Origin of the sequence: Paenibacillus pasadenensis DSM 19293 (assembly GCF_000422485.1) — a bacterium.
In the GTDB taxonomy this organism is placed as follows: domain Bacteria; phylum Bacillota; class Bacilli; order Paenibacillales; family Paenibacillaceae; genus Paenibacillus_O; species Paenibacillus_O pasadenensis.
Genome location: NZ_AULW01000030.1, coordinates 1 through 22,450, shown reverse-complemented (window position 1 = coordinate 22,450; position 22,450 = coordinate 1). Strand labels below are relative to the sequence as shown.

Below are 22,450 nucleotides of genomic sequence, written 5' to 3'. Positions count from 1 at the left end.
TTCTTATTATTTATCGTTTCGTCATGCAGAGGGTCATTTCCTCCCGGTTGTGGAAAAGCTGGCGCGCGCCGACGATCTCGAACGCCTCGCCGAAGCGCTGCATCACCTCGCGGATCGTCTGCAGCGGCTTGCGGTGCATAAGCTTGATCGTGACGATCGCCGTGCCTCCGCTTTGCAGCGCCGGCGCGAGATCGAGCACGAGCCGGCACATCTGCATCGGGCTCCAGCTCATGTCGCAGACGAGCAGATCGAAGCTGCCCGGGGCGAACTTGACCTCGGAGGCGTTTTTGCGCAGCACGGTCAGCGTCCGGTACGCCTGCAGCGAGGGATGGAGCTCGGCGGGGTCGACCGCCGTCACCTTGAGCCCGCGCTCGAGCAGCAGCGACGTCCAGCCGCCCGGCGCCGCGCCGATGTCGAGCGCCCGCGAGTATCGCGAGTAGTCGAGCCCGAATTCGCGCTCGGCCTCGAGCAGCTTGAACTTGGCCCGCGAAATCTGGCCGTCCTCGCGCTGGAAGCGGACGGCTCCGCCCGGCCAGTCGCTCAGCATCTCCTGCGGCGTGCCGATGCCCGCATACAGCGTATCGCGCGCCGCGTAGACGGCGACGAGCGCATCCGGCTGCTTGTGCGCCGGCTCCGCTCCCGCCTCGGCCAGCACGGCGTCGAGCACGGCTCGCGCGTCGGCGGCGGAGTAAGGGAACGGGCTGCCCTCCGCCTTGCGGATATGGACGCCGACCCGCTGGCCGGCGAGCTGGCCGCGCGCGAGCCGCAGCCAGTCGCTCAGCCAGTCGAGGTCGTCGGCGTCGAGCGACATCGCGCGCGACGCGTCGACCGGCTGCAGATGGCGCAGGAAGATCGGCTTGCGGGCCTGGATCGACTCCAGCACCTCATCGCGCCCTTGCGGCAGCTGCATCAGAAACGTCTCGCCCGGCGACAGCTGCGAGAGCGACATGCCCTCGAACTGCCGGCGGAGCTCCTCCATCGCATAGGAGGCGTATTGCTTGTTGGCGGTACCTATCCAAACGGTCAATTCTCTACACCATCCGCTCTTACTTTTATCCATGGCCTGCCGTAATCCCAATCCACCTCGATCGGCGCCTCATACGCCTGCGAGAGCACGTCGCTCCGCAGCACCTGCTCCTTGGGGCCTGCATGAAGCAGGCTGCCCTCGTGCAGCAGCGCCACATGGGTGAACAGCGGCAGGATCTCTTCCATATGGTGAGTCACATACAGCACGGTCATCCGCTCGTCCGTCAGCCGGGCGATCGACGCCAGCAGCTTCTCCCGCTCATGCAGATCGAGACCGGAGCACGGCTCGTCGAGAATGAGCAGCTCCGGCGAGCTCATGAGGGCGCGGGCGAGCAGCACCTTCTTGCGCTCGCCCTGGGACAGCGTGCCGAGCGGCTGCTCGGCGGCATGGGCGAGCCCCGCCCGCTCGAGCTGGGCGAGCGCCTTGCTTTTGACAGCGGGGTCGATCTCCTGATAAAAGCGCAGGAAAGCGTATTCGCCCGTCGCCACGACTTCCCAGACGGGATCGGCGAGCGCCAGCTTCTCGAGCAGCGACTGGCTGATATAGCCGATCCGCTTGCGGACCTCGCGCACGTCGCATTCCCCATAGCGGAAGCCGAGCACGTCGAGCGTGCCGCTCGTCGGGAACAGATAGCCGGTCATCATCTCGAGCAGCGTCGTCTTGCCCGAGCCGTTGCGGCCGAGCAGCACCCACTGCTCGCCGCGGCCGATCCGCAGGCTGACCTCGTTCAAAATCGTCCGCTGGTCCCGCTGCAGATGCAGCCGGTCCAGCTCCATGACGGCCGTCATGGGCATCCCTCCTCGAGGTCGATCTTCTTGCCGCAGCGGTTCATCGCCGGCCCTCCGCTTCCGCGCCGAGCAGCCGCTCCAGCTGGCCCTCGTAGCCGCCGCCGTCGTCCTGGCTCGTCTCCAGCACGGCAGGCACGCCGGGAAAATGGCGCAGCAGCCAGCCGAGCCCGGCCAGTCCGAGCTCGCCCTCGCCGATCCGGGCATGCCGGTCCTTGCGCGAGCCGGACGGGTAGACCGAGCCGTTGAGATGAAGCGCTCGCACCTGCCCCCGCGCCGCGGCTCCGGCCGCGGAGACCGACCATGCCGGCTGCTCGCCGCCATCCCAGACGCCGCTCGCGAACAGATGGCAGCTGTCGATGCAGATGCCGAGCTTGTCCGGCTCGCGGCACAGCGCCAGCACCTGCGCCAGCTCCTCCATCGTCATGCCCATGAAGCCGTGGTTGCCCGCCTGATTCTCGATCAGCAGCCGGCAGCGGCCGTCCCAGCGCTCGGTGATGAAGTCGAGCGTGCGGATCATCAGCTTGTACCCTTCCAGCGGGTCGCCGTCCTTGTAGACGCCGAAATGCACGACGACGCCCGAGGATCCGCAGCTTTCGGCGATGTCGAGATCGTTCAGCAGCGAGAGCGCCGTCCGCTCGCGGGTGCCGGCATCCGCCGAAGCCAAATTGCACGGATACGGCGAATGGGCGATCGACTCGATGCCCCGCTCGACGCAAAACTCGCGGCAGCGGCCTGCATCGCCGCGATCGAACGCCTTGACGCCGAGCGAGCGCGGATTTTTGGGGAAATACTGGAACGAGCCGCAGCCGATCGCCGCGGCCCGTTCGGCCGCCGCACGGTAGCCGCCGCGCGTGCTCACATGGCAGCCGAGCCTGCCGAAGCGGCTCATCGTCAATGCTCCTTCTGGCAGCTCGGACAGAAGAACACCTTGCGCGACGACTGCTCCTCCTGCACGATCTTGGTGCCGCAGCGCAGGCAAGGCTCGCCCGGCCGGTCGTACACCTTGCACTGGCTGTTGTAGCCGCCCGTCGTCTCGTCGCCGACGCGGAACGGATGCTCCATGTAGCCGCCGAGCGTCTTGGCCTCGGTCAGCACGGCCTGCGTCGACGCGTAGAGCCTCGACAGCGTCGCCGGCTCCAGCGAGCCGATGCGCGCGCCCGGCCGCACTTCCGCCTGCCAGGCGATCTCGTCGGCGTAGCAGTTGCCGATGCCGGCCAGCACGCTCTGGTCGACGAGCGCCGACTTGAGCGCGCTTCGCTTTTTGGCGAGCAGCCGCTGCGCGAACCGCTCCTCCGTCAGCTTCGGATCGAGCGGCTCCGGACCGAGCTCGGCGAGCCTCGCCTCCGCCTCGCGCGCGCTCAGCAGATGCAGATAGCCGAGCCGCAGCCCGATGAAGTACAGATTCCCGCGCTCGAAGCCGAGCCGCACCTGCACCGTCCGGTCCGGCTTTTCCTCCTCCGAGCCGTAGAACATCCAGCCGCCCAGCATCAGATGCGCGAGCAGGCGCTCGCCGCTGTCCAGATGCAGCAGCAGATGCTTGCCCCGGCGCTCGACGAACCAGACCGCGCGTCCTTGCACGCGGCGGATGAACTCATCGGCGGGAACATTCAGCGATTTTTCGCGGCCGACCTCGGCGGAGACGATCTTCTGCCCCGCCAAGGCGTCCGACAGCAGCACGCGGTATCGATCCATCTCGGGATATTCCGGCATGGTTGGCTTCGCATCCTTCCTCATGGTGTAGGGACTTCGCGTCCCGTTCTTATGTCCCGTTCCCGCGCGTTATATACGCGGACAGCTCGGCGAGCCCCTCGCAGGAGGCGAACGGCAGGACGCCCGCCGCCTCGGCGTAGCGCGCATAGCTCTCGGCATCCGTAAGCCCCGTCAGGACGAGGATCGTCCGGCAGCCCGAGCTTTCGCCCGAAGCGATGTCGGTCGCAAGATTGTCGCCGACGACCCACACTTCGTCCGCGGGCCGTCCAAGCCGCTCCAGCGCGTAGTCCATCAGCACCGGAGACGGCTTGCCGATCAGCACCGGCTCCACGCCGGACGCGGCGCGCAGCATCGCGCCGATCGAGCCCGCTCCGGGAAACAGGCCGCCCTTGGAAGGCAGCAGCAGGTCGGGATTGGTCATGATATAGCCTGCCCCGCCGAGCAGCTCGCGCACGGCGGCAGCCGCCTTGCCGTATGTAAAGTCGCGGTCGATGCCCTGCACGACCACGTCCGCGCCCTCGTCCGCGAGCGTCAGTCCGGCCGCCAGCAGCGCCTCGGACAAGCCGCTCTCGCCGATCAGGAACACGCGGCCGCCCGGATACAGCTCCGCCGCATGCGCGGCCGCCGCCTGGGCGGAGGTGCACACCTCGTCCGCCTCGGCGGGAATGCCCATCCGGCGCAGCCGCTCGGCTACGTCCTCGGGGCTGGCCGAGGAATTGTTCGTCACGTACAAATAAGGAATGCGCGCGGCGCGGAGCGATCCGATCAGCTCCGGCGCCCCTTCGATCGCCTCGTCTCCGCGGTAGATCGTGCCGTCCAGATCCAGCAGCAAGCCGGATATCGGCCGGTCCGGCCGGCGCAGTCCGGGAAGCTCCAGCTTCGCCGTCTCGTTCGTCATGCTTCCGCCCCCCTGTCTGATGCCGCCCCCGCCTTGCGGAGCAGGCGGTCCCGGCGCTTGCGCAGCTCCTCGAGCTCCGCTCGGCGCCGGGAATCGCGCCTCTGGAGCGGATGCGCGGAGGCGAGGCCGAGCGCCTCCTCCGCCAGCAGCAGCGCAGCCAGGCTGTCCTTGGCCTTGTGCTCGTAGTACATGGCCAGCTCGACATGCGGGCGCCAGTCGGGCACGGCTCTCGCCGCGCCCACGGCCGCGGCTCGTTGCCACAATACCACAGCGCGTTCCCAATTGCCAGCCTTCTTGTCCCTCATCGCGAGCCCGTGCAGCACGTCCGGGGAGGCGCCGAGGCGGGCGAGCCGCCCGTACAGCCGCTCCGCCTCCTCGGCCTCGCCCATCCGCTCCAGCCAAAGGCCGGTCCGCAGCAGCTCCTCGCCGGCGTCCGGCATCGGAAAAGCCGCTCCGGCCTCGCCGGCGAGCAGCCGGCCGAAGCGGATGCCGAGGCAGGCCAGCGTCACCATGTCCTGCTCGTTGTGGCGGAACACGCCTTCGAGCACGGAGGGGTCATCTTCCGCCAAATAGCGGAAGTACAGCGTCGGAGCCATCGAGCCCGGCACGTCGTCCTCGCGGAAGATGCCGAGCCGCTCCTCCTCCACATGGCTCAGCCGGCAGGAGGCGAGGGTGTTTTTCCAGATGCTGCGCGACGGATGGAGGAAGTCGAGATGCAGCAGCTCCGGCAGCGAGCGGCCGAGGCCGTTCAAAATGAGGCGCGTCTGCACGAGCGGCCAGTCGAACGAGCGGCCGTTGTACGTGGCCAGCCAGCGGAAGCGCGGCAGCAGCGCCTCCAGCTCGGCGAGCATCGCCCGCTCCTCCGCCGGATGGCGGATCAGGAATTGCCGCACGACATAACGGTCCGCCTCGAAGTAGCCGAGCCCCGTCATGAACGGCACGTTGCCGGTCCCGCCGCCGAGCCCGGTCGTCTCGAGGTCGAGGAACAGCACGTCGCCCGGCAGCGGCGCCGCCCCCGCCTCCGGATGAAAAGCGGCCAGCCGGGCGCAGGCATCGGTCCACTCCTGCAGCCGGTGATGGCCGCTGCGATGCGTCAGCGGCAGCCGCAGGCGGCGCTCAAGGCATTCGCCGGATTCATTGACATGCAGCCGCACGCCGAGCTCCGCCCAGCCCGGGCCCGCATCGCCCTCTTCGTAGTGGGCAGCGGCCAGGCACTCCGCCGCCGCTTCCTGCTCCGACCGGCCGGGCGATGCTTCCTGCTCCTCCGCCGGCTTGACGCCGCGCAGCCGGTTCATCCGATCCCGCAGCGAGCTCATGGGCGCACCGCCTGTCCGATGAGCTGCAGCGCCTGCCGCTTGCCGAGCAGCCCGACCTCCTCGATCGGCCCGACGCAGGCCGGACAGCCGCTCAGGCAGCCGCATGAGGCGATCAATCCGCTGGCGCGGGCCAGCAGCTCGTCATGCACCGCGTACAGCCGCTCCGCGAGGCCGATGCCGCCCGGATAGCGGTCGTAGAAATAGATCGTCGGCAGCTGCGTATGCACCGCCTTGACCTGCGGCACGACGCGGATGTCGAGCGGATCGCACATCAGATAGAGCGGGGCGATATGCACGAGCACGTTCGCCAGGCCGAGCAGCGCGAACTGCATGTCGTTCGCGTTCATCCCTTCCGCCGCCTCCGGGCTGAAGCTGAACCAGTAGGCGCTCGTGTGCAGCTCCTCCTCGGGCAGATGGATCGGACCGGAGCCGATGTTCTCGTGCGTCCGCAGCCGGATCTTCTTGAAGATCGTCGGCTTGGCGTTGACCGTCACCTCTCCGTACTGCAGCCGCAGCCGGCCGCTCGTCCGCTCCTTGTCCGCATGGAGCACCTTGAGCTCCACCGCGAGGCTCGCATCCGTATAGTAGTCGACGTCGACGCGGCGCACATAGGCTTTCTTTTCCGGAAAGTCGAGCTTCTCCACCTGGTACTGCACGCCCTCGTGGATGTAGATCGCCTCCTCGTGCACGAGCGTCGGCGCGCTGAAGCGGTCGACCTCGCCGAGCACGCGGCTGCCCTCGCTGAGGTCGATGATGACGACGTTCTCCTGCGCGGCGGAGCGCAGCGAGATGCCGTGCGCGGGAAAGCTCTGCTCCATCCAGTACCAGCGGTCCTTGACGTGATGCAGCACCTTTTCCTCCGTGAGGAACTCGAGCATGTCCTCGAGCCGCTCGCCGCCGAACGTGTCGCCCGCGCGGAACGGGAGCTCGTAGGCGGCGCATTTGACATGGTCGATGAGGATGAGCAGGTTGTCGGGATGGATGAGCGCGCGCTCCGGCGGAGCGCTGAAGAAGAAGTCCGGATGCTGGACCATGTACTGGTCGAGCGGATTGCTGCTGGCGACGAGGAACGTCACCGAGCTCGTCTGCCTGCGCCCGGCGCGCCCCGACTGCTGCCAGGTGCTCGCCACCGTGCCGGGATAGCCGTTCATGACGCAAGCCTGCAGCTGGCCGATGTCGATGCCGAGCTCCAGCGCGTTCGTGCTGACGACGCCGCGGATCTCTCCCGTGCGCAGTCCCTTTTCGATCTCGCGCCGCAGCTTGGGCAGATAGCCGCCGCGGTAGCCGCGGATCGTCCGGTCGTCCAGCTTGCCGCGCACCGCGTCCTGCAAATACGTCAGCAGCAGCTCGACCCGCACGCGGCTGCGCGCGAACACGATCGTCTGCACGCCCTGCTGGAGCAGGCGCGCCGCCAGCTTGCGCGTCTCGAGCACGCTGCTGCGGCGGATGCCGAGCTGCTGATTGACGACCGGCGGGTTGTAGAAGATGAAGTGCTTCTCTCCCATTGGCGCGCCGTTGTCGTCGACGAGCGCGACCGGACAGCCGAGCAGCCGCTCGGCATGCTCCTGCGGATTGTCGATCGTCGCCGAGGCGCAGATGAACTGCGGCTCCGAGCCGTAGAAGCGGCAGATGCGGAGCAGCCGGCGGATGACGTTGGCGACATGGCTGCCGAACACGCCGCGGTAGGCGTGCAGCTCGTCGATGACGATGTAGCGGATGTTCTCGAACAGCTTGACCCACTTCGTATGATGCGGCAGGATCGCCGAATGCAGCATGTCGGGATTCGTCACGACGATATGGCCGGCATTGCGGATCGCCTGGCGCACCTGCGGCGGCGTGTCCCCGTCATACGTATGCGTCTTGAGCTCGACCTCCATCCGGTCGGCGAGCTGCTGCAGCTCCGCCACCTGATCCTGCGCCAGCGCTTTTGTCGGGAACAAGTAGAGCGCCCGTCCCGCATCGTCCTCGAGCAGCGACTGCAGCACCGGCAGGTTGTAGCACATCGTCTTGCCGGAGGCCGTCGGCGTCACGGCGACGACATGCCTGCCCGCGCGCACATGCCGGTAAGCGTCATGCTGATGGGTGAACAGCGCTTCGATGCCCTTGCACCGCAGCGCCTCGGCGAGCTTCGGATGCAGCTCGTCCGGGAACGGACGCGTCCGCGCCTCGCGCGCCGGAATCGTCTGCCAATGGGTCACATGCTCCATGATTTCGGGGTCATCCCGAAGCTCCAGCAGCCAGTCGTCCAGGCTGTCCGCTCTTCCCGTCCATCGGTTCATGGTCTTCCCTCCGCTCTTTGCTTCAAGTCTTTCTATTGTACAGAATGCATGTTCGGCCCGCAATCCTTTCCTCGGCATCGAATTAATCCCATCCAATTTTAACGAGGTTAATGATTAACGGGGTTCGAACGGAGGAAAGGCAAAAAAATCGGCTCCCCGAAGGAAGCCGACATCAATCGCTTCAAGCTGCGCCGCAAGGCCGGAAGGCTCGCTCAGCAGGTCCCGTCCGTCTCCGGCTCCCCGGGCCTCGGCACTTCGATCGCAAGCAGATCCGCTCCCGCATAGCTTTCCGGGAACAGCGTCCGCGCCTCGGCGACGAGGCCGTCCATGTCCTCGTCGCGGTAGCGGCTGCTGAAATGCGTCATGTACAGCCGCTTCGCCCCGGCCTGCCGCGCCGCCTCCGCCGCCTGCAGCGTCGTCGAATGCCCGTAGGCGGCGGCTTTCTCGGCCATGTCGCCCTGGAACGTCGCCTCGTGCACGAGCAGGTCGGCGTTCGCCGCGAGCCGCGCGATGTTATCGCAGGGCACCGTGTCGCCGAGGATCGTGATGACCCGGCCTTTGCGGTCGGGAGCCGTGACGTCCGAGCTGCGCACGGTCCGCCCGTCCGGCAGGCGGACGTCGCGGCCGTTTTTGAGCTGGCCGAGCAGCGGGCCGAACGGGACGCCGAGCGCGCGCGCCTTCTCGGCGTCCAGCGCTCCCGGGCGGTCTTTTTCCGTAAGGCGGTAGCCCCAGCAAGGAACCCGATGCTGCAGCGGATACGCCTCTACCGTGTAATCGTCCTCTTCATAAACGACGCCTTCGACCAGCTCGGTTACGATCAGCTCGTACTCCAGATGCGAGTAGGTCGCGCTGAAGACGGCCTCGAGATAGGCCTTGAGCCCCGTCGGCCCGAACAGGCGCAGCGGGCCGGCCCCGGGATGGTAGGAGCGGCTGCTCAGCAGGCCGGGCAAGCCGTTTACATGATCGCCGTGCAGATGCGTGATGAACACGGCTTCGATCCGGCTGATCTTGATCGGCGTGTTCATGAGCTGATGCTGTGTCGCCTCCCCGCAATCGAACAGCCATGCCGAGCAGCGAGGCGGAGGCAGCGTCAGCGCCATGGCGGTGACGTTGCGCTGCCGCGACGGCCTTCCCGCCCCCGTGCCTAGAAACGTCAGCTCCATCGCTCCCTCCTCCTTTCCTTCCCTCCGGATGCGTCCGCAAGCGGCTCGCCTTGGTTTCGGCTCAAGCTTTGTCTACGTTGAAGTACTGCGCTTCCGGATGCGCGAACACCATGGCGGAAACCGAAGCCTCCGGCTCCATCATGAAGCCTTCGGTCAGCTCGACGCCGATATCCTCCGGATGCATCAGCTCGAACAGCGGCCCTTGATCCTCGAGATTCGGACAAGCCGGATAGCCGAACGACACGCGGATGCCCTGGTAGCGCGCTCCATGCCGCTGCTTCATCGTCATCTCCGGCGAATCGGGGTAGCCCCAGACGTCGCGCATCATGTGATGGACGCGTTCGGCGAGTCCCTCGGCCACCTCGAGCGCCACCGCCTGCAGCGCATGGGAGCGCAGGTAGTCGCCCTTGTCCTTCCACTCGCCCGCCAAATCCCGCACGCCCGCTCCCGCCGTCACGACGAGGAAGCCGACGTAGTCCATCTCGCCGCTCTCGACGCTGCGCAAATAGTCGGCGAGGCAAAGATGAGGCTCCACCTGCTGGCGCGGGAAGCTGAAGCGCTTCAGCACCTTCGCTTGGTCCTGAGGATCGTAGACGACGATATCGTTTCCGTCCGATTGCGCCGGGAAGAACCGGTACATGCCATGCGCCTGGATGATGCCGTCCCGCGCCGCTTCGGCGAGAATGCCGTCGACGGTCTCCTTGAGCGCGACGACCTTTTCGTCCCGCTGCGCGAGCAGCTCCTCGACCTTGCCGCGCACGCCGAGATGGTGGCCGAGCAGCATCTGCATGTTCACATACGGCACGATCTGCGGAATCGGCACGCTGCGGAGGATATGGCGCTCCAGATCCGGCGGCACGAATACCGGCGCGTCCTGCGAAATCTTGCTGCGGACCGCGCGCGTCAGCTGCGGCAGCTGCGGCTTTTCCTCGACGGCGACCGCTCCGGACGCCTTCTGCTCCGCATGCTCGGCTTCGAGCGCCGCGCGGTGATCCTTGTTCATCAGCTTGTTGGCGATGTCGAGGCCGTCCATCGCATCCTTGGCATACAGGACGAGGCCGTCGTACTCCGGTCCGATCCGGGTTTTCGTGAACTTGCGGGTCAGCGCCGCGCCGCCGACAAGGATCGGCACGTCGATCTCCGCATTCCGGAGATCCTGCGCGGTGACGACCATCTGCTGAGCCGACTTGACGAGCAGGCCGGAGAGGCCGATCGCATCGGCCTTTTCCCGGCGCTGCGCTTCGATCAGCTGCTCCGGCGGCACCTTGATGCCCAGGTTTACGATATGATACCCGTTATTGGCAAGAATAATCTCGACGAGGTTCTTGCCGATGTCGTGCACGTCGCCCTTGACGGTCGCCAGGATGATCTTGCCCTTGACCGACGACTCGTTCTTCTCCATGAACGGCTCCAGATGGGCGACCGACGCCTTCATCACCTCCGCGCTCTGCAGCACCTCGGCTACGATCAGCTCGTTGTTGTTGAACAGCCGGCCGACCTCGTCCATGCCCTTCATGAGCGGACCGTTGATGATCTCGAGCGGAGCCTGCGCGAGCAGCGCTTCGTCGAGGTCGGCGAACAGCCCTTCCTTCGTCCCCTCCACCACATAGGACGCGAGGCGCTCGTCGAGCGGCAGGCTCGATTTCTTCTCCTTCCGCTCGACCTTCTTCTCGCGGAAGGCGGCGACGAAGGCGGCGAGCGTCTCGTCGTTCGTCCGGTAGATGAGATCCTCCGCCAGCTTGCGCTCATGCTCGGGGATCGAAGCGTAGCGCTCGAGCTTCTCCGTGTTGACGATCGCGTAGTCGAGGCCCGCCTTGGTGCATTCGTACAGGTAGACGGAGTTCAGCACCTCGCGGCCGGCCTCCGGCAAGCCGAAGCTGATGTTGCTGATGCCGAGGATCGTATGGCAGCGCGGCATCGCCTGCTTGATGAGCCGGATGCCCTCGACCGTCTCCTCGGCGGAGCCGATGTACTGCTCGTCGCCGGTGCCGACCGGGAACATGAGCGGATCGAAAATGATGTCCTCCGGCTGCAGCCCGTACTTGCCGACGAGCAGGTCGTAGGAGCGCTGCGCGACCGCCAGCTTGTCCTCCCGCTTGATCGCCTGGCCGCGCTCGTCGATCGTGCCGACGACGACGGCGCCGCCGTACTTGTGCAGGATCGGCACGACCGCCTCGAACTTCTCTTCCCCGTCCTCCAGGTTGATCGAGTTGATGATCGCCTTGCCCTGCGAGTACTTGAGCGACAGCTCGATGACGGCAGGATCGGTCGTGTCGATGACGAGCGGCGCCTTGACGAGCTTGACGACGATTTCCAGGAAGCGCCGCATGTCCTCGCTTTCGTCGCGATCCGGGTCCTGCAGGCAGACGTCGATGACATGCGCGCCTTTCTTGACCTGGGCGCGGGCGATTTCCGCCGCCTCCTCGTACTTGCCCTCGACGATCAGCCGCTTGAACTTGCGGGAGCCGAGCACGTTCGTGCGTTCGCCGACCATGTAGGGCCGGTTGTCCGGCTCGATGTAGACCGTCTCGATGCCGGACACGGCCGGGGCGTGCGAGCCTTTCCGCTGCCGGGGGGCGTAGCCGGCCATCGTCTCCGCCAGCGCGCGGATATGGGCCGGCGTCGTGCCGCAGCAGCCGCCGGCGATGTTGAGCCAGCCGCGCTCGGCGAAGGCGCCCATCTTGAGCGCGAGCGACTGCGGCGATTCATGGTACTGGCCGTTCTCGTCCGGCAGGCCGGCGTTCGGATAGCAGCTGATCGCCGCATGGGCGATGTCGCTCAGCGTACGGATATGGTCGCGCATGAACTCCGGTCCGGTCGCGCAGTTGAGGCCGATCGAGATCGGCTCCAGATGCTCCAGCGAGATGTAGAACGACTCGATGTTCTGACCGGCCAGCGTCGTGCCCATCGGCTCGATCGTGCCCGAGATCATGAGCGGCAGCTTCACGCCCGCCAGCTCGTACGCTTCGCGGATGGCGATGCTGCCGGCCTTGACGTTGAGCGTATCCTGGCTCGTCTCCAGCAGCATCGCGTCGACGCCGCCTTCGATCAGCGCGAGCGCCTGCTCGCGGTAGCTCTCGACGAGGCCGTCGAAGGTGACGCCGCCGGTCACCGACAGCGTTTTCGTCGTCGGCCCGATCGCGCCGACGACGAAGCGAGGATGCTCCGGCGTGCTGAAGCGATCCGCCGCCTGGCGGGCGATCCGGGCGGCGGCCAGATTGATCTCGCGCGCCTTTTCGGGAATGTCGTACTCGGCCAGCACGATGCTGGCTCCGCCGAACGTGTTCGTCTCGATCAGATCCGCGCCCGCCTCGAGGTACTGCTCATGGATGGATCTGATGACGTCCGGACGCGTCAGCACGAGCATCTCGTTGCAGCCGTCGAGCTCCTCGCCGCCAAAATCCTCGGGACGGAGATCCGCCTGCTGGATCATCGTGCCCATCGCTCCGTCCATGATCAGGATGCGCTTTTCCAGCATTTCATGCAAAGTCGGCTTCGACAATTCTCTACACCCTTCCCCCCAAAAATCATTACCGTTTAGTGTAGCAGAAGAAGAGCCGAGTGAAAAGAACTCTCATCGACAAGCTGTGCAAGTTGATTTATAATAGAGGGTATAAGCTTATCCAATACATGCCCATAGGAAAAGAGGGAATTAGCCATGGCTGAAATTCGCATCCGCAATACGGACGAGCGCATCTCCGGCGAGGAGCAGGTCAAAGCATTTTTGGATTCGCAGGAAGTGCTGTACGAGCATTGGAATCCGGACAAGCTGGACGAATCGCTGCGCGAGAAGTTCGTCCTGACCGATGAGGAGAAAGCCCGCATCCTCGAGACGTACGATGCCGAGATCCGCGATCTGGCAAGCCGCCGCGGCTATCAGATCTGGGACATCATCACGCTGTCCGAGGCGACGCCGAACATCGAGGAGCTGCTCGCCAAGTTCGAGAACGTCCATACGCATACCGAGGACGAGATCCGCGCCATTACAGCCGGACGCGGCATCTTCATCATCAAGGGCACGGACGATGTCGGCTACTTCGACGTCGAGCTCGAGGCGGGCGATGTCATCTCCGTACCGGAGAACAAGCCCCATTTCTTCACGCTGATGGACAACCGCAAGATCGTCGCCGTGCGCCTGTTCATCGAGAAGGACGGCTGGATCGCGCATGACTACTCCGATCCGGAGTTTCAAAAGGCCTGATTCCATTCCTGCGGCACAACGATGAAAAAGCGCCTGCTCCCTTGCGGAGCAGGCGCTTTTGCTGTGCGATGGAATCGGCCGGCGCGGAGGGCACACCGCCGCGGCCGCATGAGTCCCGCCGACCGCCGCGGCCGCATGAGTCCCGCCGGCCCATGCGGCCCATTGGACTCATGCGGTCGAACGGCATTGCGGACCCGCGGGTCCGCATGGCACTTCCCTCAGCCGAGCAGCTGAAGCAGCTGGTCGAGCCGCGAGATCTCATGCTGCGGCACGATTTCGTCCGAGCGCGTCTTGCCGTCGCGATTGACCCAGATGCTCGTCATGCCGATCGTATTGGCGCCGAGGATATCCGTCGTCAGCTTGTCGCCGACCATGACCGCATCCTCGGGCTGCACGCCGATGAGCTCCAGCGCATGGCGGAACAGGCTGGCGTCCGGCTTGCCGATGCCATAGTTGCCGCTGATGACGATCTCGTCGAAATAAGGAGTCAGCTCCGGCACGCCGAGCAGCTTCTCCTCCTGCAGATCCGGCGTGCCGTTCGTCAGCAGCAGCAGCTTGTACTTGCCTTTGAGCGCGTCCAGCACCTCGAACGTCTCCTCATACACGATCGGGCGCTTGCGCCGCTCCTCGGGGAACTTCTCCGCCAGCTCGGCTCCGAGCTCCGGATCGTCCACGCCGAGCGCGGCCAGACCGCGCGTCCACGATTCCCGACGGTAGCCCGGCGCGAGCTGCTCCAGCTTGCGGAACGACTCATGCTCGCCGCCGCTGAAGCGCGCCCAGAGCCCCTCGAACGGGTTGATGCCGATGCTTTTGGTAAACTCAAACGTCTCAAAGGAGCTGTACAGCTCCCGCGCCGCCTCGCGAACCGCCCGCTCCAGGCTGGCGGGATCGACTCCCCGCTTCGCCTCGGCGAGCTCGCATGTGGCGCGGAAGGCCTCCTCCACGCTGCGCTCGTCCCAGAGCAGCGTATCGTCCAAATCGAATAGAACCGCTTGTTTCGCCATGTTCCCGTCTCCCCCCGGCACTCGTCCGAATTGTCTAGGCTAGCTTTTTTGGAAAGGAATGCCGTGCGCCGCAGCCAGCTTCTCCAGCCGTTCGCCCATCTGCTCGACCGGATAGCGGTTCATCAAGCGCGAGAACACCCAGTTGCCGCCTTTTGCCGGCTGGATGACGACATATCCCTTTTGCACCATGATGCTTTTGATCTCATCCTTGCCAAGACGTTTGTCCCCCATCATGCGGCGAGTCTGCACATGATCCGCTCCGACCTGCAGGTACGGGCGCCGCACGAAGAACATCAGCGCGAGGAACGCGTATGCGGCGACGACGAACCAACTCAACGTCTGGCTCGTGCCGTCTTCCTGAACCTGCATCGGCATCAGCAGCGTATAGGCGCCGACGAACAGCAGCAGCAGGATCGGCGAGATGAAGTTGCGGCCCTTGAAGCGCGTCGTCGCGCTCGAGCTGGCGGCAGAGCTTTTCGCCGCGATCGGATCGATGCCTCTTTTTTTCAAATTCTTGTTGAGCTGCGCCGAATTCCGGCGCACCTTGCGTTCCCAGGAGCGTGACAAATCGGATGACCTCCATCTAGAATTCTTTTCTACTCGTTGAAGCGGGCCGCGCGCGGCCCGCACGTCATTCGGCCGGGATCAGGCCGCGGTCGAACTTGCGGATGAAGCGCGTCGGATAATCGTCCGGCAGGCGGCTCGCCTCGTCCAGCTCCGCCCAGGCGTCCTGCTGCAGCGTCCAGCCCGCGGCGCCCATGTTGTCGCGGAACTGCTCCAGCGTGCTGGCGCCGAAGATCGGCGAGACGACGCCGGGCGCCTGGATAAGCCAGCGCAGCGCCGTCTGGGCCGGGGTCCGCCCCGCCGCCTCGGCGATCTCCTGAAGCTTGTCCAGGATGGCGAAGTTGCGGTCGGTCGCCCGCAGCTCCCATGCGCTCTCTCCCGACGGACGGGACAGCCGGCCTTCCGTCGGCTTGTCCTTGCCGTAGCGGCCGGTCAGGAAGCCCCCTGCAAGCGGCGCCCACGGAATGATGCCGACATTCTCCTCCAGGCTGAGCGACACCAGCTCGCGCTCGATGTCCCGGCAGGCGAGGCTGTATTGAGGCTGCACGCTTACGAAGCGCGACCAGCCCCTCGCATCGCTGATGGAGAGCGCCTTCATCATCTGCCAGGCGAGATAGTTGGAGCAGCCGATGTAGCGCACCTTGCCGGCGGCCACGAGATCGTCGAGCGCGCGCAGCGTCTCGTCGAGCGGAGTGAGGCGGTCCCACACATGCACCTGATAAAGATCGATATAGTCCGTGCCGAGCCGCTTCAAGCTTGCCTCTACGTTCTGCACGATATGCTTGCGGGACAAGCCGACGCCGTTGACATGGGGCTCGGTGCGCATCCGCACCTTCGTCGCGAGCACGATCTCGTCCCGATACGGCTTGATCGCGCGTCCGACGATCTCCTCCGAGCGGCCCTGCACATATACGTTCGCGGTATCGAGGAAGTTCCCGCCCTGCTCGCGGAATTCCTCGATCATGCGCGCGCTGTCGGATTCCGACGCGGTATGGCCGAACGTCATCGTCCCGAGGCACAGCTCCGAGACGACGAGGCCGCTGCGGCCAAGAAGACGGTATTCCATGCTATTCCTCCTTCTCCTTCTCCGGTCCGTCCGTCCATTCGATGCTGTCCAGCTGCTGCCTGAAATTGCGCTTGAAATTGTCCAGGTATTCCTTGCGCAGGCGGGTGCGCTCTATGACTTCATCGGGCGTGAGTCCGATCGTCTTATCCTTGCGGGACAGCTCGTTGATCCGGTTGATCAGCGCATTGATATCCACTTCCGATTCCTCCCCCCTCGACCGAAAAATGCTTTTCCTTCTCACTTTGAACGATGAGGGAAGACATGTCAAGAAAGCAGCCCGGCCCTCAGGCGGAGGCCGGAGGGCTGAATGGGGAGTCTCTCATTATGGGGGGAGGCCGCAGCATAGGCCGAAGGTCAGCGGGTGGCCGGAATGATGAGCGTGTCGCCTGGCTCGATCGACGGGGAAGCGAGGCCGTTGCGCTTCTGAAGGCGATAGACGCCCTCCCGGGTATCGGCGGCGATGGCGTGAGCGGAGGCGATCGACCAGAGCGTATCGCCGGCGGTCACGACTACGGTTCCTTCGTCCGGTCCAGCCGGAGCGATCTCGGCTCCCTCGGCTCCGCCGACGCCCCAGAGGCTGACGAGAAGCAGGACAAGCAGCAGCGCCGAGACCGTCCACGGCAGCAGGCGGCGGACCGTCCATGAGGAAGCCGGCCGGAACGAAGCCCGCTCGCGGCTCGCGGCGGCACGCCGCGGCCCGGCGCCGGCACGGGCAGAGGATGCGCGGCGGAGCTGGCTCGCGGCGCGGTCCATATCGGAGGTCATGGGCGAGAGCCCGCCGTCGTACGGCGAAGATGCGGCTTGTCTTGGACTGCTGTATCCCGATAATGTCAACATGAAATCCACTCCCCAAACATTTGTTCTGGCTTCAGATTAGCACGAACGCTTGTTTCCGTCAACGGCATTTTGGAACATTTGTTCCCTTCCCTGCGATCGATCGGGCGAACAGCTGTTTCTCGAACTTATGTTTGTACGAACTCGGGTTCTGTGGTATACTTTTGAAAACGCGTATGGTCTACTATACCTATTCTTGGAGTGAGTGCGATGTCTAAAGTGTCCAACCGCCAGCAGGCGATTCTCGACTTCATCAAAAACGAAGTCCGCGACAAGGGATACCCGCCTTCGGTCCGCGAGATCGGCGAAGCGGTAGGGCTGGCATCCAGCTCGACCGTCCACGGCCATCTCGACCGCCTGGAGAAGAAAGGCCTGATCCGCCGCGACCCGACCAAGCCGCGCGCGATCGAGATCCTTGACGGCGATTCCCCGACGGAGCTGCCCTTCCCGACCGCGGTCAGCAAGATTCCGGTCGTCGGCAAGGTCACGGCCGGCATGCCGATCACCGCTACGGAGAACATCGAGGAGTACTTCCCCCTCCCGGCCCATTTCGTCGGCGACCATGACGTGTTCATGCTCAGCGTCATCGGCGACAGCATGATCGAGGCCGGCATACATAGCGGCGATTACGTCATCGTCCGCCAGCAGTCCTCCGCGACCAACGGCGACATCGTCGTCGCGATGACGGAGGATGACGAGGCCACCGTCAAGACCTTCTACAAAGAGAAGGACCACATCCGCCTGCAGCCCGAAAATGCCTCGATGGAGCCGATCCGGCTCAAAAATGTCAGCATCCTCGGCAAGGTGATCGGATTGTTCCGCGACATCCACTGAGCTTGTCCGCCCTTTTCCGGCCGCTCGTCCCGAGAGGCCTGACGGCGCCGAGTTTCCTTCATTACCCAGCCGCTTCCGCCCTTATTCAACGAAGCGCGCACTCCGACAGAGTGCGCGCTTTTTTGTCAAAGGTTCTCGTTTTTCGCGATGCCGAGGCGGCGTTCAACGAAGCTTCTCCTGGAAAAATTCATTCACATAGACGAGGCGGCTTCCCGGCAGCTTGAAGCTCATATAAAAGCCCGCGCTCTCGATATGGATGCCGGCAAGATAGCGGCTTCGGGCATAAGGCAGCACGAGGCGCTTCAGCCTCCCCTCGTCGCTGCGGCTGACCGCCAGCGCGACCAGCCGCGCATAGGCCGGATTCGACGACAGCCTCCGATAAAGCGGCAGGATCGCACGGCTGATGAGCCGCAGCGCTTCCGGCTGAAAGGTGAACTGCGCCATGCCGGGCACGATCGTCGTCGCGTTGGTATAATGCCCGAACGGCTCCGCGACCCGCACATCCGCGAAAAAGCCGATGCCGTTCGTGCTGAACGATTGGATGTCCCGGCGCGGCACGAACCGGCCGAGCAGCTTCAGCAGCGTGTCGAGATCCGCCTCGCGCACCGCTTCGCACCAGCGTTCGGCGAACTTCCTGCTGCGCAGGAACTCCCGGTACAGCGGCAGCATGACGCCGGCCGTTCGGGATAGCGCCGATGGCGGCAGCGGTCCGGGCGGGACCCGCCTGCGGGACGAGCTCATGCATGTCACTCCCTTCCGTTGCCGATTCTCTCGGACTCAGCATATGCGGACGTCGAGAGCGATAGACCGGAAGGACGGCAGCAAAAAAAACGGCTCCGCAGCCGAACCGGCGATCCTGCCCGATCGCCCGGTCCAAGCTGCCGGAGCCGTTCCTCCCGTCTAACTGCCCGTCGCCGCTATGGCTCGCTCGCCCAGCGCCGCTGCCCCGGCAAAGGACATTCGCGCGCTCGCAGCCAGGCGACAACGGGCATGATGCAGCCGCAGGCCCGGCAAGTGACTCCATCCTCCAGCTTCGCGCACGATCGGCAGGCCTCGAGGCGGCGCTCATAGGTCGCCGCCTCGACCCGCTTGTCCGGGGCGAATGCCGACGTCGCAAGCAGCCTCTGCATCTGCGCCTCGGTCACCCGGTAGCCTTCCCGGCAGCCCTTGCAGTCGGTATCGGCCATGCTGCGTCAGGCTTGGGCCGGCGCGCTCAGCTTCAGCGTCACGACCGACATCGGCGGCAGCGTCACGACCAGCTCCTCGCCCTGCCGCTTGAAGCCGTCGAACGCCTCCGGACGCAAGCGCTCCGGATGCTCGAACGTGTTGTGCGCGTCGATGCTGTCTCCGGCGAGCACGAGGCCCGACCAGCTGCCGCCATCCTGCAGGCCGCGCAGAGACAGCGTCGTCTCTGCCGAAGCATGAGGATCGAGATGGCAGAGGCTGATGTGGACGTTCCCTTCCTGGTCGCGGGTCGCCGTTCCGCTGACCGCCGGAATCTCTTCCTCGCCGAAGCGATAGCTGCCGCTCGTCAGCTGCAGATCCAGCCGCTCGGCATCCTGATGAACCTTGTACATGTCGAACACATGATAAGTCGGCGTCAGCAGCGCCTTGTCTCCCTCCGTCAGTACGACCGCCTGCAGCACGTTGACCGTCTGCGCGATGTTCGCCATCCGCACGCGGCGATTATGCTCGTGGAAAATATGGAACGTCAGCGATGCGACCAGCGCGTCGCGGATCGTGTTCTGCTGATACAGGAAGCCCGGGTTCGTGCCCGGCTCGACGTTGTACCAGGTTCCCCATTCGTCGACGATGAGCGCCACTCGGGCATCCGGATCATATTGATCCATGATCGCGCTGTGGCGCGTGATCAGCTCGTCCATGCGGAGCGACTTCCGGAGCGTGGAGAACCACTCCGCCTCGTCGAAGCCGGTCGCGTCGCCCTTGTCCTGCCAGCTGTCGCGCGGCAGCGTGTAGTAATGAAGCGTCAGCGCGTCCATGAATCGTCCCGCCTCGCGCATGAGCACCTCGGTCCAGCGATAGTCGTCGGAATTCGCGCCGCAAGCGATGCGCTCGATCCGGTTGCCGCCGTAGTTGCGGACATAGGTCTGGTAGCGGCGGTACAGATCGGCATAATACTCCGGCCGCATGTTGCCTCCGCAGCCCCAGTTCTCGTTGCCGACGCCGAAGTACGCCACCTTCCACGGCTCCTCGCGGCCGTTTTCCGCGCGCAGCTCCGCCATCGGGGAGACGCCCTCGAAGGTCAGGTACTCCACCCATTCGGCCATCTCCTGCACCGTGCCGCTGCCGACGTTGCCGTTGATGTAAGGCTCGCAGCCGATCTGCCGGCACAGCTCCATGAATTCATGCGTCCCGAAATGGTTGTTCTCGACAACGCCGCCCCAATGCGTGTTGATCATGCGCTTGCGCTTCTCGCGCGAGCCGATGCCGTCCTTCCAATGGTACTCGTCCGCGAAGCAGCCTCCCGGCCAGCGCAGCACCGGAACCCGGATCTGTTTAAGCGCTTCCACGACATCGTTGCGGATGCCGTTCGTATTCGGAATGGGCGAGTCCTCGCCGACCCAGAGGCCCTCGTAGATGCAGCGGCCCAGATGCTCCGAAAAATGCCCGTATACATTTCGGTCGATCTTGCCTTTTTGGATGTCCAGATTCAAAATGCCTTTTGCGGTCATGGTTGACGCTCCTTTAATTAATGTTATTATTAATCTAGTAATAGCTACGCGAATAGTATACGGAACGTCTTTCCATCCGTCAACGTGTTTTGCACAGCGGCAAGGCCTTGCTTGTATTTCATCCGCCGCTTCCTTACGATGAAGACAAAATGACTTGAAAAGGATTCGATTCCATGGAACAAGATCTCTCGCTTGACCTGACCGAGGCTTCCTTGCCTGTCTACGAGGCGCTGGCCAGTCCGGTCCGGCTGCGCATCCTGCGGCTGCTTCAGGACAAGCCGATGAACGTCAAGGAGCTGGCGGCCGCCTGCAGCCTGTCCAGCGCCATCATGACGATGCATGTGCGCAAGCTTGCCGAAGCGGGACTGCTCCGTTACGAGCTCGTTCCAGGCAAAAGCGGCGTGCAGAAAATATGCCAGCCTGCCGCCCGCTCCTTGCAGGTCCGGTTTGCCGACGACCTGCCTCCCGTCCGCCGCAAGAGCCACCGGATCGAGCTGCCGGTCGGACATTACTCGGACTTCCGCATCGAGCCGACATGCGGCCTCGCCACGACGGAAAGCGTCATCGGCAGCTTCGACGATCCGCGCTACTTCTGGGAGCCGGGCCGCATCTCCGCCGCGATCCTCTGGTTCGGCGGCAAGGGCTTTGTCGAATACAAAGCGCCGAACTATCTGCTGTCCAGCCAAAGGCCGCTTGAGCTCACGCTGACGCTCGAGGTCGCTTCGGAGGCGCCCTCGACGAACAACCACTTCCCTTCGGACATCACCTTCACGCTGAACGGCGTCAAGCTGTGCACCTGGACAAGCCCCGGCGATTACGGCGATCGGCCCGGCAAGTTCACGCCCGAATGGTGGTCGCCGTTCACGAATCAATACGGCTTGCTCAAGCAGCTGCGCGTCACCGGCGACGGGACGTTCATGGACGGACTCAAGCTGTCCGAGGTGCGGCTGCAGGATATCGAGCTGCGCCGCCGCGAATGGACGCTGCGTCTGTCCGTCGAAGAGGATGCCGTCCATCGCGGAGGCATGACGCTGTTCGGCAAAGGCTTCGGCAATTATGACGAAAACATGGCGCTGGAGGTCGTCTATGAGGACGGCGAGCCTTCCGCTCCTTGAGCAAAGCCAAAAAAGAGCGTTGTCCGCAAAAGGGACAACGCTCTTTTTTATCATGCTGAACCGCTTGCTTCAAGCATCGCGGCTGGCTGACGCAAGCGCGCAGCCGAGTCCGCCTACGCCAGCTCCTTGGTCATGAACAGGCTGTTCGGGTCCAGTACATAGCTCGCGAACGGACCGCATTCGACGAATCCGAACGAAGCATAAAGCCTCTGGGCCGGGAAGAAAGACTCCATCGAGCCGGTCTCCAGGCTGAGCCGCTCGTAGCCGCGGCGGCGCGCTTCGCCGATGATATGCTCCACGAGCGCCCGCGCCACGCCCTTGCGCAGATGACGGGATGCCGTCCGCATCGACTTCAGCTCTCCGTGACGGGCATCGAGCTGCTTGAGCGCTCCGCAGCCGAGCAGCTCGCCGTCCTCCCACACGCTCCAAAAGGTGACCTCCGGCTTTTTCAAGCCGCTCAGATCGAGCGCATGGACGCTCTCCGGCGGAGAGCTGTCCGCCATGTCGCGCAGATGCTCGGCGATCAGCGCCTGGATCTCGGGGCCGTTCAAATCGTCGATGATGATCTTCATCTTGCTAAGCCCTCATCAATACAGCGTCAGGTACTGATCGCGCTCCCACTCATGCACTTGCGTCTTGTTTATATTCTACAGGTGCAGAGTGGGTCAAATCAATGCTTCTTTGGCGCCAATGCTAACTTCTTTGCGGCTGGGTTTTCAAAGTCGATCAAAGCTTTTCACACATCGGGGGGCGTTAGGGGGGCGAATTGGGGGGCGTAGGTCAATCGATAACGGCCGGATTCAGTAACAGCGTCAACGTCTGCCGGTAATTCCACCTCATGCGCCAGCAACGTGGCCAATGCCCATAACTCCATCGATTCACGACCGGGATCGTTTGTAAAAACAACTTCATGTCTCATGCCATGTCCCCCTGCGATGTAGTATAATTTGGAAAGCAT

The 22,450-nt window shown here is 64.4% G+C and carries 22 protein-coding genes; 3 read left to right on the top strand and 19 right to left on the bottom strand.

The genetic code is table 11. The features are described from left to right. Positions 1–10: 10 nt before the first annotated feature. The 9 genes from H582_RS0105055 to metH form a co-directional block, all read right to left on the bottom strand. Complete coding sequence (locus tag H582_RS0105055; protein WP_028597656.1) at positions 11–1,027, bottom strand: SAM-dependent methyltransferase; 1,017 nt, start codon at positions 1,025–1,027, stop codon at positions 11–13. Beyond that, positions 1,024–1,815: an ABC transporter ATP-binding protein gene (locus H582_RS0105050; RefSeq protein WP_043110951.1), complete on the bottom strand. Its 792-nt coding sequence runs from the start codon at positions 1,813–1,815 to the stop codon at positions 1,024–1,026. Before H582_RS0105050 ends, H582_RS0105055 begins: the two co-directional genes overlap by 4 nt. A gap of 40 nt (positions 1,816–1,855) precedes the next feature. Next, entirely contained in the window at positions 1,856–2,704 is an 849-nt protein-coding gene (locus H582_RS0105045; RefSeq protein WP_028597654.1) for a deoxyribonuclease IV, read from the bottom strand. Positions 2,705–2,706: 2 nt separating this feature from the next. Then, positions 2,707–3,525, bottom strand: coding sequence for an Fpg/Nei family DNA glycosylase (locus tag H582_RS0105040; RefSeq protein ID WP_028597653.1), 819 nt, complete (start codon positions 3,523–3,525; stop codon positions 2,707–2,709). A gap of 49 nt (positions 3,526–3,574) precedes the next feature. Further along, on the bottom strand, positions 3,575–4,423 hold the full coding sequence (locus H582_RS0105035; RefSeq protein WP_052332982.1) for an HAD-IIA family hydrolase: 849 nt from the start codon (positions 4,421–4,423) through the stop codon (positions 3,575–3,577). Further along, entirely contained in the window at positions 4,420–5,739 is a 1,320-nt protein-coding gene (locus H582_RS0105030) for a ribonuclease H-like domain-containing protein (RefSeq protein WP_028597651.1), read from the bottom strand. The genes H582_RS0105035 and H582_RS0105030 overlap by 4 nt, the downstream gene beginning before the upstream one ends. Further along, entirely contained in the window at positions 5,736–8,018 is a 2,283-nt protein-coding gene (locus tag H582_RS0105025; RefSeq protein ID WP_028597650.1) for a DEAD/DEAH box helicase, read from the bottom strand. The genes H582_RS0105030 and H582_RS0105025 overlap by 4 nt, the downstream gene beginning before the upstream one ends. Positions 8,019–8,230: 212 nt before the next feature. Then, a complete protein-coding gene (rnz, locus tag H582_RS0105020) occupies positions 8,231–9,181 on the bottom strand; it encodes a ribonuclease Z (protein ID WP_028597649.1) in 951 nt (316 codons plus the stop codon). 61 nt (positions 9,182–9,242) lie between these two features. Next, entirely contained in the window at positions 9,243–12,683 is a 3,441-nt protein-coding gene (metH, locus tag H582_RS0105015) for a methionine synthase (RefSeq protein WP_028597648.1), read from the bottom strand. Positions 12,684–12,839: 156 nt separating this feature from the next. Between metH and H582_RS0105010 the strand changes: the two genes are divergently transcribed. Beyond that, entirely contained in the window at positions 12,840–13,382 is a 543-nt protein-coding gene (locus H582_RS0105010) for a 1,2-dihydroxy-3-keto-5-methylthiopentene dioxygenase (protein ID WP_028597647.1), read from the top strand. Between the two features lie 218 nt (positions 13,383–13,600). Here the strand turns inward: H582_RS0105010 and H582_RS0105005 are convergent, their stop codons facing one another. The 5 genes from H582_RS0105005 to H582_RS29805 all read right to left on the bottom strand — a co-directional run bounded on the left by H582_RS0105005 (position 13,601) and on the right by H582_RS29805 (position 16,853). Beyond that, complete coding sequence (locus tag H582_RS0105005) at positions 13,601–14,386, bottom strand: HAD family hydrolase (protein ID WP_028597646.1); 786 nt, start codon at positions 14,384–14,386, stop codon at positions 13,601–13,603. Positions 14,387–14,425: 39 nt separating this feature from the next. Further along, positions 14,426–14,953, bottom strand: coding sequence for a hypothetical protein (locus tag H582_RS0105000; RefSeq protein WP_028597645.1), 528 nt, complete (start codon positions 14,951–14,953; stop codon positions 14,426–14,428). A gap of 64 nt (positions 14,954–15,017) precedes the next feature. Beyond that, the gene (locus H582_RS0104995; protein WP_028597644.1) at positions 15,018–16,016 is read right to left on the bottom strand and encodes an aldo/keto reductase; all 999 of its coding nucleotides are present in this window, start codon (positions 16,014–16,016) and stop codon (positions 15,018–15,020) included. 1 nt (position 16,017) lies between these two features. After that, positions 16,018–16,212 (bottom strand): DUF896 domain-containing protein, encoded by a 195-nt coding sequence (locus tag H582_RS0104990; RefSeq protein ID WP_028597643.1) that lies wholly within the window; start codon positions 16,210–16,212, stop codon positions 16,018–16,020. A 158-nt stretch (positions 16,213–16,370) separates the two neighbouring features. Beyond that, positions 16,371–16,853 (bottom strand): LysM peptidoglycan-binding domain-containing protein, encoded by a 483-nt coding sequence (locus tag H582_RS29805; RefSeq protein WP_084136657.1) that lies wholly within the window; start codon positions 16,851–16,853, stop codon positions 16,371–16,373. Between the two features lie 207 nt (positions 16,854–17,060). On the opposite strand from H582_RS29805, the gene lexA reads away from it, so the two are divergent. After that, positions 17,061–17,684, top strand: coding sequence for a transcriptional repressor LexA (gene lexA, locus H582_RS0104980; RefSeq protein ID WP_028597642.1), 624 nt, complete (start codon positions 17,061–17,063; stop codon positions 17,682–17,684). Between the two features lie 162 nt (positions 17,685–17,846). Here lexA and H582_RS26060 read toward each other — a convergent pair whose 3' ends face one another. The 3 genes from H582_RS26060 to H582_RS0104965 form a co-directional block, all read right to left on the bottom strand. Next, the gene (locus H582_RS26060) at positions 17,847–18,425 is read right to left on the bottom strand and encodes a hypothetical protein (protein ID WP_052332980.1); all 579 of its coding nucleotides are present in this window, start codon (positions 18,423–18,425) and stop codon (positions 17,847–17,849) included. A gap of 176 nt (positions 18,426–18,601) precedes the next feature. Beyond that, positions 18,602–18,814, bottom strand: a complete 213-nt coding sequence (locus H582_RS32720) for a DUF6171 family protein (protein WP_240478946.1) — start codon at positions 18,812–18,814, stop codon at positions 18,602–18,604. A gap of 63 nt (positions 18,815–18,877) precedes the next feature. Next, a complete protein-coding gene (locus H582_RS0104965; RefSeq protein ID WP_028597640.1) occupies positions 18,878–20,377 on the bottom strand; it encodes an alpha-N-arabinofuranosidase in 1,500 nt (499 codons plus the stop codon). A gap of 173 nt (positions 20,378–20,550) precedes the next feature. Here H582_RS0104965 and H582_RS0104960 point away from each other — a divergent pair, with 173 nt between their 5' ends. Then, positions 20,551–21,492 (top strand): ArsR/SmtB family transcription factor, encoded by a 942-nt coding sequence (locus tag H582_RS0104960; protein WP_028597639.1) that lies wholly within the window; start codon positions 20,551–20,553, stop codon positions 21,490–21,492. A 113-nt stretch (positions 21,493–21,605) separates the two neighbouring features. Here H582_RS0104960 and H582_RS0104955 read toward each other — a convergent pair whose 3' ends face one another. Next, positions 21,606–22,064 carry a GNAT family N-acetyltransferase gene (locus tag H582_RS0104955; protein ID WP_028597638.1) on the bottom strand — a complete coding sequence of 153 codons (459 nt, stop codon included), beginning with the start codon at positions 22,062–22,064 and terminating at the stop codon, positions 21,606–21,608. A 164-nt stretch (positions 22,065–22,228) separates the two neighbouring features. Continuing rightward, a partial coding sequence (locus tag H582_RS26055; RefSeq protein WP_043110950.1) for a hypothetical protein occupies positions 22,229–22,450 on the bottom strand: 222 nt, incomplete at its 5' end.